Origin of the sequence: Methylobacterium sp. WL7 (genome assembly GCF_008040085.1) — a bacterium.
Classification (GTDB): Bacteria; Pseudomonadota; Alphaproteobacteria; order Rhizobiales; family Beijerinckiaceae; genus Methylobacterium; species Methylobacterium mesophilicum.
The window spans coordinates 22,879-38,127 of sequence record NZ_VRVG01000043.1 but is presented as its reverse complement, the minus strand read 5'-3'; the positions used below and the strand labels follow the sequence as shown (position 1 = coordinate 38,127).

General features: G+C 64.6%; 12 protein-coding genes and 1 pseudogene. 2 read left to right on the top strand and 11 right to left on the bottom strand.

Features of this window, described 5'->3' with window-relative positions; genetic code table 11:
• Nucleotides 1-73 precede the first annotated feature (73 nt).
• Together FV233_RS13430 and rsgA are read right to left on the bottom strand one after the other, a co-directional pair.
• The gene (locus tag FV233_RS13430) at nucleotides 74-2,320 is read right to left on the bottom strand and encodes a hypothetical protein (protein WP_147897752.1); all 2,247 of its coding nucleotides are present in this window, start codon (nucleotides 2,318-2,320) and stop codon (nucleotides 74-76) included.
• A 1,091-nt stretch (nucleotides 2,321-3,411) separates the two neighbouring features.
• On the bottom strand, nucleotides 3,412-4,446 hold the full coding sequence (gene rsgA, locus FV233_RS13425) for a ribosome small subunit-dependent GTPase A (protein ID WP_147897751.1): 1,035 nt from the start codon (nucleotides 4,444-4,446) through the stop codon (nucleotides 3,412-3,414).
• A 515-nt stretch (nucleotides 4,447-4,961) separates the two neighbouring features.
• On the opposite strand from rsgA, the gene FV233_RS13420 reads away from it, so the two are divergent.
• Nucleotides 4,962-6,575: a porin gene (locus FV233_RS13420; protein WP_246689977.1), complete on the top strand. Its 1,614-nt coding sequence runs from the start codon at nucleotides 4,962-4,964 to the stop codon at nucleotides 6,573-6,575.
• Between the two features lie 223 nt (nucleotides 6,576-6,798).
• Here the strand turns inward: FV233_RS13420 and FV233_RS13415 are convergent.
• The 9 genes and pseudogenes from FV233_RS13415 to FV233_RS13375 form a co-directional block, all read right to left on the bottom strand.
• Nucleotides 6,799-6,992: pseudogene (locus FV233_RS13415) on the bottom strand (transposase); the annotation flags it as partial.
• Complete coding sequence (locus tag FV233_RS13410; RefSeq protein WP_210247779.1) at nucleotides 6,937-7,464, bottom strand: chromate transporter; 528 nt, start codon at nucleotides 7,462-7,464, stop codon at nucleotides 6,937-6,939. The gene FV233_RS13410 and the pseudogene FV233_RS13415, both read right to left, overlap by 56 nt.
• Entirely contained in the window at nucleotides 7,461-8,066 is a 606-nt protein-coding gene (locus FV233_RS13405) for a chromate transporter (protein ID WP_147897749.1), read from the bottom strand. Before FV233_RS13405 ends, FV233_RS13410 begins: the two co-directional genes overlap by 4 nt.
• A complete protein-coding gene (locus FV233_RS13400; RefSeq protein ID WP_147897748.1) occupies nucleotides 8,044-9,030 on the bottom strand; it encodes a phospholipase D-like domain-containing protein in 987 nt (328 codons plus the stop codon). The genes FV233_RS13405 and FV233_RS13400 overlap by 23 nt, the downstream gene beginning before the upstream one ends.
• Nucleotides 9,031-9,053: 23 nt before the next feature.
• Nucleotides 9,054-9,233 carry a hypothetical protein gene (locus tag FV233_RS13395; RefSeq protein WP_147897747.1) on the bottom strand — a complete coding sequence of 60 codons (180 nt, stop codon included), beginning with the start codon at nucleotides 9,231-9,233 and terminating at the stop codon, nucleotides 9,054-9,056.
• A 187-nt stretch (nucleotides 9,234-9,420) separates the two neighbouring features.
• Nucleotides 9,421-10,491: a cytochrome d ubiquinol oxidase subunit II gene (gene cydB, locus FV233_RS13390; RefSeq protein ID WP_308447709.1), complete on the bottom strand. Its 1,071-nt coding sequence runs from the start codon at nucleotides 10,489-10,491 to the stop codon at nucleotides 9,421-9,423.
• 2 nt (nucleotides 10,492-10,493) lie between these two features.
• Nucleotides 10,494-11,906, bottom strand: coding sequence for a cytochrome ubiquinol oxidase subunit I (locus FV233_RS13385; RefSeq protein ID WP_147897745.1), 1,413 nt, complete (start codon nucleotides 11,904-11,906; stop codon nucleotides 10,494-10,496).
• 2 nt (nucleotides 11,907-11,908) lie between these two features.
• Entirely contained in the window at nucleotides 11,909-14,200 is a 2,292-nt protein-coding gene (locus FV233_RS13380; protein WP_147897744.1) for an FdhF/YdeP family oxidoreductase, read from the bottom strand.
• A gap of 179 nt (nucleotides 14,201-14,379) precedes the next feature.
• Complete coding sequence (locus FV233_RS13375; RefSeq protein WP_147854330.1) at nucleotides 14,380-14,586, bottom strand: hypothetical protein; 207 nt, start codon at nucleotides 14,584-14,586, stop codon at nucleotides 14,380-14,382.
• Nucleotides 14,587-14,929: 343 nt separating this feature from the next.
• Here FV233_RS13375 and FV233_RS13370 point away from each other — a divergent pair, with 343 nt between their 5' ends.
• The gene (locus FV233_RS13370) at nucleotides 14,930-15,238 is read left to right on the top strand and encodes a UBP-type zinc finger domain-containing protein (RefSeq protein WP_147854329.1); all 309 of its coding nucleotides are present in this window, start codon (nucleotides 14,930-14,932) and stop codon (nucleotides 15,236-15,238) included.
• The last annotated feature ends 11 nt before the right edge of the window (nucleotides 15,239-15,249 follow it).

Sequence of the window (15,249 nt, the reverse complement as noted above, 5' to 3'; positions counted from 1 at the left end):
AATGGGACGCCTGCCATTAACAGCGATTATTTTTCTAGCGCCCCGCCGTAAGTCAACTATCGATGAGTAAAAACTATGCCACTCTATTTGCAGGCAACATAAATCGATACTGCATCAGATCGTTCATTAAATAGTCCACCTGTTTGAGTCTGTCTCTTGGTGTGTTCGAGGATCTTGCCGCGAAGCTCATCTGTTCCCACATTAGATCTATGGGAAGACGCAGATCCCGCAGTCGCTCATAAAGGTCCCACATAGCATCGTTACCCTTACCCGGTAGCGTTCCTGTCCCGAACCATTCAGCCATCGCATATTCAACGCCGTTTTTCTGATGGTCAGTAAGGGTATGGGCCTCATCCACATAACTGTAGTTGGTTGGGGTACTTGGAGCCTCCGGTTCCTCAATGGGCGGAAGGGATGATAGCCACTGATTCACATCCAGTGGTGCTCGCCCAGGTCCTGAGTAATGGTTGAAGAAGCTGTGCCCCGATGGTGAACGACAAGGAAGATGAAAAATCGAGTAGGGACCAATCTTTCCCATATCAATGCCATGGCGCTTGAGGTTTCCGCCCAAAGTGAAACGGTCGCTTTCGCTTTCGCTATCGCTTCCGTTCGGCTTCGCCGCGCCCTTTTGTTTACCTCTATACCCAGCACTCTCGATAGCTTGAATGATCGCGTGCGTGATTACGTTGTATTCAGGTATCAACATCGGACAAGTTGTTGGTAAGTAGGCACGGTAACGAAGGTTGGTTGACGAGTTGCTGAAAGTTGAGTAAGCCACCATCTGCAGCTCAGTGAATATCTTGGCTAACTCATCAGGCCCGAGTTCAGTGTCATCGAAATCCAACATGACGCCAGATGCGAACACGACGTTTTTCTTTCCTCGCTTGCCCTTTCCGACCCATAGTGGATTGTAAAACGCCGGCGATACTAGGGGAACGTCGTCTTTCTTCGCATATGACTTCGTGCTCTCTTTCTTCAGCCAACTGATGTACTTATGCTCTTTCATTGAAATGACTTGTGCATCTCGCTTGTATTTGATTTTGAACCAACTGGACCTGTAGTTGGCGACGAAATGATCTATATTATATAAGGAACTAACGTCGTCATCTGAGCTATTAAAAAAGGTGACGTTCTCCATCATGTCGACACCGATTCGATCTACGAAGTCACTGATCTGTCTTGCCTTGTTCCTGCTAATGACCTTTGAGTGGTTTTTACGATCATTAGGGCTATTGAACAGTTCGGGTCTTCCGAGGTTGCCAGCCGAAGGCTGATTGAGCGCCAGCGAAATGCATGATGATCCCTGAAAGATCTGAGATAACCACTCCGCATGAATCCGAGACGGTACGACCCATAACCGTTCACGACCCATATCGCCGTCTCGCATCGAAGTTCGGCTGATTGCTTGATAGATGTTATGGCAGGCGAACGACACCGCCTGCTTATGCGACCCGAACTTGTACCGCGCAGAGAGAAACCTACCGGCGACAGGTGAATAGTTCATTGCGGAAATAATGATTGCGTGATCGATATTCCTATACTTATTCAGTCCGTGCGCACGTCCGGGTATCGTTTCACCGTTCAGGGACTTAGATAACAAACTGCTGTTTTTAATATCATTGTTCTCAAGCCTCACATGCCCTTCGGTGCCGACAACATCCAATGCCGCCCGAATAAACTCATCGTACCAATCCGCGTTGGCATCCCTGAACGACTTAGAGAAGTTGCGATCCAGCCCCCAATAGATCTTGGTCTTCTCATACCCGCTATGTTGAGTGAACCTAAGGCGCACAGACAGAGCGGCATCTTGCGTCCATACAACGCCTTCTCGCTCCCAAAGATGGTAGTGTAGGCTCTCTTCGAAACGCGCGGATAGGACCGTCACGCCACCAAAGGCTGAAACCACGCGGGGATGTAGAACGGAGAGGCAGTAAAGTTTTTGTTTCTCTCCCTTCCGCTCAATAAGGTGTCGATACTTATCTTGAAGCGTGAAGCAATCGTAGTGCGGACTGATTATCTTCTCGGCAGTGCCCGCAACTATTTCTCGGTACGCATCTCTGTCCCTGTTCTCTATGATTGCAGTTAGTGCGGTGTCATTAACTGACACTAGGCGTGAGTATGGAGAACCGTCCGATATGGTCTTTAAATGTTCGGTAAGAAGCTGATGACTATCGTGAAGGTTCAGTTCGGCAGGATGGAATACGTCTAGCGTTTCATCGATATAACAATACCAATCACCTAGGTCCAACTCTGGCGATAGGTTACAAAGCGTAGCATGGCAGATTGCAACGACTCGACCCTCGCCACGGAAGTTGTTCAACAAAGCTCTCTCAACATCAATCCGGATCGATCCGTTACTCTCGATACGTTCCCGCTTCGAATGGTATACTTCCAGAGGCACTCCCGGAAACAGAGAAGTAAATCGGTTTTGGTACTCGTCACAGGCGTCGGTAGATGGTCCGACTATCAGCGATTTTAGACCCTGTAGATAACGTCTTCCGGTTTCTTCAAGTACGACGCCAGTCTTATTGCTAGAGGTTGGTCCGTTAACAAAGCTTAGCTTCATATCATTCTCGTTTAATGCGCGCGCAACATGACGGCCCCGCCTTTGTCGGAGCGTTAGTAATGAGCGACGATGTGGTTGTTGCTAATCGGTATCCGTACTGGTCATGGATACCCGTGGAGGTAAGCTGCTAGTTTCAACAACTTGAAGACATAGTGCCAATGAAGTTAATGATTGTCAATAGTCTATCAACTGTTTTTTAATGTTTTGGCATACCGATTTCTGTCTCACTCAGAAAGTTCAGACCGGTGAGCTGCACAACTGTTATATGGCCTAAATAAATACGCGTGTCTGACTGCGGTAAGGTGGGTTAACGCCCCTCCTGTACGGCAGAACTCGTTCCACAGATTGACCGCACATGTCATTCACAATGTATTTTATGGTACGGCAGTATGGCTGTCAGAGTTATCCGTAAGTGCTTGGTCCAATCGAACGTTATTAAATGTGCCCCGTCGATGCAACTGGGCGCTTTATTAGTGGCCCGGCATACCCGCGTACATACTGTCGGCGGTCGTAGTTACAGGCTACCGGACGATAGGCATAAGTCCCCTTGACGATCACACCGAACTCTCACACAACACGGTACCAGGGTTGTCAATCTTGAGATCCGCTAACACTGCAATCTACGGTACGCCGGCGGTTGTTCTACCGTAAATCGGGAGTTCGATCCTCTCCACCGGCACCAGATTTTTTCGAACGCTTACCGCAGGTTAAGTGAATTTCAGGCCCCGGCAACCGCATCGCGCGTACCGGGGCATGCAGCATCGGCTCTTCGAACCGCCGGACCGGGGAAGGACCCGAGAATAGCGGTCCTGTTCCAGCATCTCGCTTCGACGCAAACCTACAGGCTATCGGCCGGCATTCTGACGGCCGCGCGGCCCGCTGGACGCCTTGGCGTTGTCGAGGTTCTCGGTGAGCAGCTTGCGCCATCGGGTCAGCCTTTCGGGATCCAGCTGGCCGTTGGCGACGGCGGCCCGCACCGCGCAGCCGGGTTCGTGGGCATGCGTGCAGTCTCGGAACCGGCACGAGGGGGCCAACTCGGTGATCTCGGCGAACAGCGTCGCGATGCCGTCGGCGGCGTCGCTGACCTGAAGCGTTCGCATCCCGGGCGTGTCGATGACCCAGCCGCCGCCCGCGATGGCGTGCAGCGAGCGCGACGTCGTGGTGTGGCGCCCCTTCGCGTCGTGCGCGCGGATGCTTCCCGTCTCCTGCGCGACCGCCTCGTTCACGCCGGTCAGGGTGTTCACCAGGGTCGACTTGCCGACCCCGGAGGAGCCGACCAGTGCAACAGTCTGTCCGACGCCGCACCACGGCGATAGGGCGCTTGAAGCCTCCGGGAGGCGGGAATCGACGGCCACGACGGCCAGCCCGCGCTGCAACGCGGCGGCTTGGTGCTGGTAGGTCTGCACATCCTCCGCCGTATCCGCCTTCGTGAGCAGGATCACCGGATTTGCGCCGCCCTGATTGGCCAGCGCCAGATAGCGCTCCAGCCGGGCAGGATTGAAATCCGCGTTGCAGGATGTGACGATGAACAGCGTGTCGACGTTGGCCGCGGCCACCTGCGGAATCCTGCCGCCTTCGGTGCGGCGCTCCAGGACCGACCTGCGGTCCAGGCGGCGGTGCAGGGTCTGGGTCCGGGGATCGACCAGCACCCAATCGCCCACCGCGAAGTCGCCGGTGTTCGTATGAATCGGAAGCGTCAGCTTGACCGGTCCGGTGAGAGCCAGGGCGGTCAGGCGGGAGCGGTGGACCGTGGCGATCCGCATGGCGGCGAGATCGGTCTCGTCGTCCCCCCGCTGGTCCTCGAAGAAGCTGGACCAACCCAGGCTGGCAGGCTGCGCGGGATGGGGGCAGACGGGATGATCATTCACCGGCTTGGCCATGACACGGCCTCCCGCCCATGGCCAGCGTCCAAAGTGTAACGCTGCGCCAGGCTCGGCGTGCGTCCGGCGATGCAGCGGTCCTTGTCATCGGCCGGGACGCACTTTGCGCCGTGCATCCATGGCAGCGAAATCGTCTGCTCCCATCGGGTGTGAGCAACGGGAGGCGGAGTAGAATGGCCGATGGCCTCCGGTCCGCTTCGGTGAGATTCGACTGGCGAACGGATGGCCTCCGCCCGACCCGCCCCTCCCATTCCTCCGGGTTCAGCGGATCCCCGAAGCCGGCCTCGGCCCGGCCCTGGCGCAGGATCGCCCGGCGGTAAACCGGGGCCGCGCGCGATCGGCCCTTCGACCGGCCCCGGGGTACCGCGCGGGATTATCCGGCGCCGCGATCCGTCCGATTCCATGGGGGGAATGCGGATGGTGGAATGGTCGACTCGATGCGGGTGTTGTGTGCGGAAGACCGAAACCATCGACCGAAGCGTGTGACGAGGAGCCTTCTGGCAGGTTTCGCGGGGTTGCTGAGCCTCCCCGTCGAAGGGGCGGAACTTCCGGACCGGCGCAAACCGCAGCGCTTCGAGAGCGTGCGGATCTGCTCGAGCCATGGCCAAGCCTTCTTCTTCATTCCCGGTACGGATACCTGCCTGCGCCTCTCCGGCCGGGCGCGCTTCGAATACGCCTACCAGCCCGCCTACAGCCGCTCCGGCAACAATGCCGGCGCCACGCCGGGGGATTACAGCGGCTACCAGGGCCGCCTCCGGATCAACCTCGACGCCCGGACCCAGACGGCCTACGGCACCCTGCGCTCCTTCCTCCGCCTCGATGCCGGGAGCCGGACCGGCTTCCCCACCATGCATGCCGGCGCGCTGCTCCGGATCGGCGGCGCCTACCCGGCCCTCGGCATCGACACGTTCGGGCGAGCCCAGCAGCAATTCAACGTCGACAAGGCCTTCGTCCAATTCGCCGGCCTCACCGCCGGGCGCGCGGCCTCGTTCTTCGATTTCTATGCCCACGACTTCGAGTTCATCGTGGCCACCACGGGCTCGGACAACCCCTCGACCAACCTTGCCGCCTACACCGCGACGGTGGGCAAGGGCCTGTCCGCCACATTGTCGGTGGAGGACCCGGTCTTCCGACGCACGCCGGTCTATTCGTCCCAGAACGCCGCCCTCCGGTCGAACCTCGGTCCGGGCGCCCTGGTCTTCTCGCCGGGAAGCCCCGTCGCGCCGATCTTCGCCGGGTTCGACGCCGCCGGGAACCCGACGGGCGTAGGCTTCGTGGATACGATCCAGCGCAGCCGGATACCCGATATCGTCGGGGTGCTGCGCTCCGACCAATCCTGGGGCTCGGCGCAGCTCTCGGGGGCCCTGCACGAGGTCAACCACGGCCTGCTCGACAGCGTTTCGTTCTCCGGAACGAACCTGGGCGCCCCCGTCTCGCCGGGCAACAGCCGCCCCCCGCGCGGAACCGCCTCCGCGTTCGGCTGGGCGGTGCAGGGGGGCGTGAAGGTCAACCTGCCCGCCATCGCGGCCGGCGACACGCTCTACCTGCAGGGCGCCTACGGAGAGGGCGCGGCGTTGTATACCGGCGTACCGGCCTATAACGGCCCCTACGCGCAGGCGGCCAGCGCGGTGCAGGGGGCGGCTTTCTCCCAGTTCTTCAACGACGGCGTGATCAACCCCTTCACCCATCGCCTCGCCTTGACGGCGAGCTACTCGTTCACGGCCTCGATGCTGCACTACTGGACCCCCTCGGTCCGCTCCGCCGTCTTCGGCTCCTACGGCGGCCTGGCCTTCGCCCGCGGCGCCCGCGCGGCACAGGGCGCCTATTTCGGGCTGACCGGGACAGGACCGGGCACCCCCGGTTCGCGATTCTTCGACCTGAGCCCGGTCTTGCGGGACAGCGACCGCTTCGTCGTCGGCGCCAACCTGATCTGGTCGCCGGTGAAGGAGTTCGATATCGGCGTCGAGGCGATCTACACGCGCTACGGACCGCGGAGCGGCCGCATCCTCGACACGAGCCGTTACCCCGGCCAGAACCCGGCCTACGTCAACAACCCCGCCAACCCGGTCGCCACCGCCAGCAGCGTCGACGTCATCCAGGTGCGCGCACGCGTGCAGCGGGATTTCTGAAGGGCGCGGCGGCCCCGGGCCGCGCGTTTATGGCCCGCGCAGCGAGTACGGCGCCCTGTGGGATGATGATCCCGGGCGGGCGAAGACGGCGATGCCCGCCCCCGTAGAGCGGCTCTTTGCGGCCCTCGCAAAGCGACGCCCCAGGCGGTGACCCGGTATACGGTCCGCGGCCTCTGCAAGGTCTCGGACCGTGACAGCCGGGTTGGCGAAAGCTCTGGGCATGCTTGCGCCGGTGGATCTCCGGCACGCCGATGCCGACGAGCTGCGTCTTCCAGCGATGAGACGTCGGATCGGACACGCCCATCGCCGGCAGACCTCGGCCACTGATGCGCCGTTCTCCACCTGCCGCCGGGCAAAGGGCTCAGATCGCGTGCATCCAGCCCAGAAAGCCCGCGATGGCCAGGATCGGGAGCGGATTGAGATTGGTGCGCCAGAACAGCAGGGTGAAGATTGCTGCGGCGACGTACCCACGGGACGAGAAGCCGGCCCCCTCCGCGACCGTCCACCCGCTCGCCAGGATCAGCCCGACCGCGATCGGCCCCAGCGCCGCCTCCAGGGCGATATGCCAAGCGGCCCCCGAAGACGCCTGCCAGATCCGCGCCACGACGATCATCAGCAACGCGGCCGGAAGCATCATGGCGGCCTGGGCGACGACCGCCCCGGCGAGGCCCGCGACCTTGTAGCCGATCATCGCGACGATCAGGTTGCTCGGCCCGGGCGCGGCCTGCGAGATCGCGAAGAGGTCGGAGAACGCGCCGCCGGTGAGCCAGTGCGCCTCCCCGACCGCATGACGCGCCATCTCCGGCACGACGCTGTTGCTGCCGCCGATCGACAGGATCGACATCGTGCTGAAGAAGGTCGCGAGCGCGACGAGGGCGCCGGGCTTCACCGCTCGGCCCCCGCGTCCCCGCGCTGGCGCGGATGCCGCCACGCCAACAGGAAGGCCGGGGGTGCCAGGATCGCCAGGACGGCGAGGAGCGGGAGGTGCAGCACGATCGAGCCCAGGAAGGCCAGGGCGATGACGGCGAGCGCCGCGGGCCGCCGCGCGAAGCCCTCGCCGGCCTTCAGGCCTGCCGACAGCGCGAGCCCCACCGCGGCGGCGGTGACCCCGCGCAGGATATCCTGGACCGCCGGGACCGCGCCGCTCCGGAAATAGGCCCAGGCGAGGCCCAGGACGATGCAGAACGGCACGAGCGTCAGGCCGAGCAGGGCGGCGGCCGCCCCGGGCACGCCGCGGAAGCGGTGGCCAACATAGATCGCGAAGTTCGCCTGGTTGGCCCCGGGTAGCACCCGGGCCAGCGCGTAGGCGCTGAGGAACTCCGCGTCGTCGAGCCAGCGCTTGTCCTCGACGATCAGCTTGCGCGCCCAGGCCGTGAGACCGCCGCCGAAGCTCACCAGCGTCAGCCGGTTGAACAGCCAGAACAGCTCCGGGAGGCCGGGCGCCACGGCGGTTCGGGCCGGGACGGGCTCAGCTGTGTCGGAGGTCGGCATCCGGCTCGAACTCCGCATTCTCTTCCGCATCGGCCGCAGCGATCGGATAGGGCGGCTCGTACCGCCGCGAGCCGCGCCAATCCGCCTCGAAGATCGCCGCGATCGCGCCGACGGTGGCGGCTTCGCGCACAACGACACCGAGTTCGCGCCGCAGGTCGAAGGCGGCCTGATCGAGGTTCTGGGTGCCGAGATAGACCCGGGCCTCGTCGATGATCGCGATCTTGCCGTGGCTGCGCAGCCCCCGCTGCTTGTGAAGCCGGCCGCCGGCCGCCCGGTACAGGCGCCACAGGGCGAAGGAGTACATCAGGTCGGGCTGGTGCAGTCCGTGCTTGCCGCCGCAGAGCAGGCGGACACGGACCCCGCGCTTCAGGGCGGCGTGAATCCGCTCGAAGATCACCGGTTCGGCGAATTTCGGATGGGCGAGATCGATGCTGCGCTCGGCGCCGTCGAGCAGGTCGCACAGGATCGCCCTGGCGCCCCCGGGGCTCCAGGACAGGTCGGAGCCGCCATCGGGCGCGAACGCCTCGCCGTTCCAATCGCCCTCGAAGCAGGCCCGGATGCCGGCGACCTGACCGGGATCGGACAGGACGACCGCGTAATCCCGGGTCTTGGTGAAGTACTTCTCCATGAAGTTGAACGTCGCCACCATGGCGCGCGCGCCGTCCACGACCAGGGACTTCTCGTGCGTGACGAGGAAGCGCGGCGACGTCCAACGCACGGGGATGCCGGCCTCCTCCAGACGCGCGAAGGTTGCGTCGTTGATGCGCTCGCCGGTGCCCTTGGCCGGGTTGAGGAGGACGCGCACCGCGACGCCCTCCGCGTGCCGAGCCAGAACCGCGTCGATCAGCAGGGGGTGGTCGAAGGTGAATTGCTTGAGCAGGATTTCCTGCTCGGCGCCCCGCATCAGCGCGACGACCGGCTCGATGCCGTGGTCCGGTTGAACGATGAGCTGCGGCGCTTGCATGTCGGCGCTACGATCTCCTGACGTCAGATCCGTGCGATGGCCGCGATCGAGCCGGGGCGGTCGAACCGCTGATCGACGCCGCCGCGACGCGGCGGCCTGCCGTGGCGGCTCTTGGAGATGTCCACGACCGGCGCCGTATAGAACGCGGAAATCTGCGAAACAATCAATCTTCGCACGAGCGTCACGCACACCGGCCGGCGCAATTTCTCGTCGGCATCGGTCGCGAACAGTATCGGCCGGAATTCGGCGAAGCGGAGGCCGCGCGCGCGACCGCCCTGTCGCCCGGGACCGGGACGTGGCGTTCCACCGCCCGAGCCGTCGACCGGAGCTGCGAGGGCCAGGGCGATGCGGTCCGTGACGATTCGGCTGCGGCGGCCATGGGGGCCAGCATCAGCACAGGTGCAGGGCGGTCTCGGAGGCGGTGGCGCGTCGGCCTGCGGACGGAGCCGCTTGCCGAGCCTCCTCGGTCCCGTGCGCCTCCAGCACCGTCTTCCCGCGGAAGACCCAGTAGGCGTGGCCGAGATAGGCCATGATGACCGGCACGACGATCAGCACGCCGACCCCGACGAAGCGCAGGGTCGCGACGTCGGACGCGGCACTCCAGATCGTGGCGTGGCGCGGGACGACGTAGGGCCAGAGGCTGACCACCAGACCCGCGAAGCCGAGGAGGAACAGCACGATCGTCAGCTGAAAGACCCGTGTCTCGCGCCGGCTCCACAGGCTGCGCCCGATGAGCACCGAGATGCCGGCGGCCGCCAACGGAAAGAGCGCCAGCGGCAGCACCTGCGGCCAGGCGAACCACCGCTGCGCGACCTCGGGAACCGTCAGGGCCGTCCAGGCACTCACGAGGGTCATCATGCTGGCCGTGAGGATCAGGGCGGCGCGTCCGACCTCCCGGCCGAAGATCTGCACCGCACCCTCGGTGCGCCAGATCAGCCAGCCGGCGCCCAGCAGCGCATAACCGCCGACGAGACCCGCACCGCAGAGCAGCCCAAGCAGGCTGAAAGCGCTGAGCGCGGTTCCCGAGAAGGCGCCATCGTGCACGGGAACGCCGCCGATGAACCCGCCCAGGACGATGCCCTGCGCCAGCGCGGCGAGGAGGGAGCCACCCGCGAAGGCGAAATCCCAGACGCGCCGGAAGCGCGTGGCCTGGAACCGGAACTCGAAGGCGATGCCGCGCAGGATCAGGGCGAACAGCATCGCCATGATCGGCAGGTAGAAGGCCGGAAGCAGCACATAATAGGCGATCGGGAAGGCGGCCCACAGAAGGGCGCCGCCAAGCACGAGCCACGTTTCATTGCCGTCCCACATCGGCGCGATGCTCTGCATCATCAGGTCCCGATGCCGATCGCGCGGAGCGAGCAGGAACAGAATGCCGACGCCGAGGTCGAAACCGTCGGCGAGAACGTAGATCGCGATGGCGAAGGCCGAGACGAGCGCGAAGATCAGGGGCAGGTCCATTGTCATTCCCCGGCCGCGATCGGCGTGGTGTAGGGACGCGCCCGGCTCGGGACCGCCGTTCCGGCCTGCTCGAGGCCCGGACGCACCGCGTTCGGGTGCACGTCTGCGATCGCGGCCGGTCCGCGGATGACAACGCGCGCGCCGTACCAGAAGAAGGCCAGGAGCAGCAGGTTGTAGACCAGGGCGAACATCAGCAGCGAGGTCAGCACGGCACCGGGCGCGAGCGGCGCGACGGCGTCGGCCGTGCGCAGATGTCCGTAGACGACATAGGGCTGCCGCCCGGTCTCGGTCACGGTCCAGCCGGCGATCACCGCGATGAAGCCCAGCGGGGTCGCCGCCATGGCGGCGAGCTGGAACCAGCGGGTGGTGAACAGGCGGCCGCGCCAGCGGAGCACGCCGCCGATGATCGCCAGGATCAGGAGCACGATGCCGATGCCGACCATGATGCGGAAGGCGAAGAACACCAGCGGCACGTAGGGCCGCTCGGCGGCCGGGACGGCCTTGAGACCCTGCACGTAGCCGTTCCAGCTATGCGTCAGGTAGAGGCTCGCGGCGTGCGGGATGGCGATCTCGAAGCGGTTGCGCTCAGCGGCCATGTCGGGCCACGCGATCAGCGTCGCCGGCACGCCCGAGCCGGAATCCCAGAGGCTCTCCATGGCGGCGAGCTTCGTCGGCTGGTGGCGCATCGTGTTGCGCCCATGCGCGTCGCCGATGACCAGTTGCAGCGGGACGAGCACGAGGGCCGCGCCCATCGCCAGCGAGAAGCCCTTGCGGGCGACCTCGACATGCTGCCGCCGCCAGAGATGATAGGCCGAGACACCCGCGACCACGAAGCTGCCCGTGATGTAGCTGGCGCAGACCATGTGCAGGAAGCGATAGGGAAAGGACGGGTTGAAGAACGCCGCCCACCAATCGGCCACGTGGAACAGGCCGTCGGCGTCGAGCGTGTAGCCGGCCGGGGTCTGCATCCAGCTGTTGGAGGCCAGGATCCAGCTGGCGCTGAACAGGGTCCCGGTGGCGACCATCAGGCAGGCGAAAAAATGCGCGCCGCGCCCGACCCGGTTCTCGCCGAAGATGACGATGCCGATGAAGCCCGCCTCCAGGAAGAAGGCGGTCATGACCTCGTACAGGAAGAACGGACCGAGCACGTTGCTGACGGCCCGGGAGAACCCGCTCCAGTTGGTCCCGATCTGGTAGGAGAGCACCAGCCCGGTCACGACCCCCATGCCGAAACCCAGCGCGAAGATGCGGATCCAGAACCGCATCAGCGCGCCGTAGACCGGATTGTCCGTCCGCCACCACCGGAAGCTCAGGAACGCGACGAACGAGGCGACGCCGATCGTGAAGGCCGGCCACAGGATGTGGAAGCCGATCGTGAAGGCGAACTGGATCCGGGAGAGCGTGAGGGCGTCCATGGTCAGGCGGCTCCCGTCTGGAGGCGGCGCATCCGGACGGGAATCGCCTTGAAGGAGGGGGTGTGGCTCTGCGGATCGTGCAGGCCGAGCGGGACCAGAGGGTTGGCCTCGGGGTAGTAGGCGCCGACGCAGCCGTCGGGCAGCCGGTAGGGCACCACCTGGAAGCCCTCCACCGAGCGGGCGACCCCGTCGTCGGCGATCGTGTCGAGCGCCACCCGGTCCCCGGCCCGGACGCCCTGCCGGGCCATCTCGGACTCGCTGAGGAAGACCACCATGCGGCCGCCGAAGACGCCGCGATACCGGTCGGACAGACTGTAGAGTGTCGTGTTGTACTGATCGTGGCTGCGCATCGTGGTGAGCCAGAGCGCCCCGGGGTCGCTCATGAGGGCATCCTCCTCGAGGCCCTCGAAGACTGCGAACTCGGCCCGGCCGGACGGCGTGGCCCAGATCCGCTCGCGCGCCAGCGATGTGAGATGGAAGCCGCCGGGCACGCGGATCCGCGCGTTGAACCCCTGGAAGATCGGGAACACACGCTCGATCGCGTCGCGGATACGGTCGTAATCCGCGGTGAAGTCCTCCCAGGGGACGGCCGAGCCCGGGCCGAGCGTCGCCCGGGCGATGCCGGCCACGATCGCGGTCTCGCTCATCAGGTGCTCGGAGGCAGGCATGTTGCGGCCGGCCGAGGCGTGCACCATCGACATCGAGTCTTCGACGGTGATCGACTGGGGCCCCGTCGCCTGATGGTCGACTTCGCTGCGGGCGAGGCAGGGGAGGATGTAGGCTTCGCGGCCGTGGACGAGCTGTCCCCGGTTGAGCTTGGTGTTGATCGCCACCGTCAGGTCGAGCGTGCGCATCGCCTGCTGGACGCTTTCGGTGTCGGGGACGGCGGCGGCGAAGTTTCCGCCGAGCGCGATGAAGGCCCGCGCCTGGCCCTGCAGCATCGCGCCCAGCGCCGCGACCACGTCGTGGCCATGCGCCCGGGGCGGCTCGAAGCCGAAGGCGTCCCGAATCCGGTCGAGCATTTCCGGCGTCGGCTTCTCGGTGATGCCGACGGTCCGGTTGCCCTGGACGTTGGAATGTCCGCGCACCGGGCACAGGCCGGCGCCCGGCCGCCCGACATTGCCGCGTAGGAGCGCGAGGTTGCTGATCAGGCGGACGTTCTCGGTGCCGCGCCGATGCTGGGTGATCCCCATGCCCCAGACCAGGATGGCGTTCTCGGCCGCCACGTAGGTCCGCGCCGCGGATTCGAGATCCGCGCGGGTGAGACCGGAGCGGCGCTCGATCGCCGCCCAGGATGTGGACCGGAGGTCGGCCGCGAGGGCTTCGAAGCCCTTCGTGTGGCCGGCGATGAAGTCCACATCGAGCACGCGAGCCTCGTCGGCGGCGATGGCGGCATCGTCCATCGCGATGCAGGCCTTCATGATGCCCTTGAGGGCCGCCGCGTCGCCTCCGACCCGGACCTGGAAGATGCGCGACGAGATCGGCGTCGACGTCAGCGATGCCATCTCGACGGGGTTCTGGGGCGCCTGAAAACGCTCCAGGGCTCGTTCCGGGAACGGGTTGAAGCTCAGGATGGCCGCGTTGCGCCGCGCCGCGTCGCGCAGGCTCGTCATCATCCGCGGGCTGTTGGTGCCCGGATTCTGGCCGAAGATCAGGATGGCGTCGGCGCGGTCGAAATCCTCCAGCAGCACCGTGCCCTTGCCGACGCCGATGCTCTGCGGGAGGCCGACACTCGTCGCCTCGTGGCACATGTTCGAGCAGTCGGGGAAATTGTTGGTCCCGTAAGCCCGGCCGAAAAGCTGGAACAGGAAGGCGGCCTCGTTGGAGGCGCGACCCGATGTGTAGAACTCGGCCTGATCCGGCTCCATGCCCTCGCGCAGGATCGTCCCGATCCGCGCGAAGGCCTCATCCCAGGCGACCGGGACATACCTGTCGCTGGCCGCCTCGTAGCGCATCGGATGCGTGATGCGACCGACCATCTCCAGTTCGTAGTCGCTCCACGTCTCCAGTTCGGAGACCGTGTGGGCGGCGAAAAAGTCCGGGGTGCACCGCTTGGCGGTCGCTTCCCAGGCCATGGCCTTGGCGCCGTTCTCGCAGAATTCGAACGGGCCCGGCTTCTTAGGATCGGGCCAGGCGCAGCCCGGGCAATCGAATCCCATCGGCTGGTTCATGCGCAGCAGCGTCGCCGCTCCCCGCACCGGAATATCCTGCTCGACGAGGGCCTTGCCGGTCGCCTCCAGCGCACCCCAGCCGCCGGCAGGATTGGTGTAGGCGCGGATCTTGACCTTGGCCATCAGGGTCCTCGGGCTGGAGACGGGCGCAGGCTTCCCGGGCGTCCGGAGCGGCGGCGATCAGGCGGGCGGCGGCGCCTGCCGACCGATCCGGCTTCGCGCGGCCTCCGGCGCCCAGGATCCGCGGCCGGAAGCCGCCGGCCCCGATCGCGTTGCGCGGTGAGCCGGATTGTCCGGACGCTTCAGCGACGATGATGACGATGGTGGCGACGCGGACGCATCACCCCGTACCGTGAGGTGATCCGAGCGCCGCGGTGCATGCCGGCGAAACGGCCGTTGCCCTGCGCCGCCGCGTCCCGATCCAGGCCGTCACCGGCCGCAAAGCTCGGATTGGCTGAGGCGACCAGCAGCCCGACGAGCATGGTGGCACCGAGGAGAAGTGACTTCATCGTCCATGATCCCTGAAGATCGCCGTATCCCGGCGACGGATTCGGGCCACATGGGTGCCGCTGGCAATCCGGGGCGACGCGCAGGTGGATGCTGCAGGGATGGAGCAGGAAGCTTCGCGAATATTGATGGATCTAATCTTTTTGGAACATTCGTATCATGGCGCCCGCCGGCCATTGCCCGCTGATCGCGTGCCGACACCGATGGAATCGATCCGAACGTCCAAATGGCCGCAGCTTTCGACAAGATACTCCGGTGGGATCGCGGTCTCTTGGGTAAGGTTGCGTCCGGGTCGCGCTCCTCCGGCGCAATCCAGACGCAGTCGACCAAGTACGGAGAAGCCGGGTGGCGCCAGTTTGCAGGCACGGTGCAGACATTCAGACGGTGACGCCGAGCGCGCGAGGCTGTGAGGACTGCCTCCGGATCGGCAGCGCGTGGTTTCACCTGCGAATCTGTCGAACCTGCGGTCACGTGGGCTGCTGTGATCAGTCGCCCCTGCGTCACGCGACAGCCCATTTTCACGCGACCGGGCATCCCATCATCGAGGGATACGACCCTCCGGAAGGCTGGGGCTGGTGCTATGTCGACGCGGTCATGATCGATCTCGACGGTGACACCACACCTCAGGATGGTCCGATCCCACGGTATTACTGAGTTCGATCGCC

Bases quoted from the DNA above. Each gene is read 5' to 3' on its own strand.
- rsgA (WP_147897751.1), bottom strand. From the start codon at position 4,446: ATGGCCAAGCCGGTGAATGATCATCCCGTCTGCCCCCATCCCGCGCAG.
- FV233_RS13405 (WP_147897749.1), bottom strand. From the start codon at position 8,066: ATGCCGACCTCCGACACAGCTGAGCCCGTCCCGGCCCGAACCGCCGTG.
- FV233_RS13400 (WP_147897748.1), bottom strand. From the start codon at position 9,030: ATGCAAGCGCCGCAGCTCATCGTTCAACCGGACCACGGCATCGAGCCG.
- cydB (WP_308447709.1), bottom strand. From the start codon at position 10,491: ATGGACCTGCCCCTGATCTTCGCGCTCGTCTCGGCCTTCGCCATCGCG.
- FV233_RS13385 (WP_147897745.1), bottom strand. From the start codon at position 11,906: ATGGACGCCCTCACGCTCTCCCGGATCCAGTTCGCCTTCACGATCGGC.
- FV233_RS13380 (WP_147897744.1), bottom strand. From the start codon at position 14,200: ATGGCCAAGGTCAAGATCCGCGCCTACACCAATCCTGCCGGCGGCTGG.
- FV233_RS13375 (WP_147854330.1), bottom strand. From the start codon at position 14,586: ATGAAGTCACTTCTCCTCGGTGCCACCATGCTCGTCGGGCTGCTGGTC.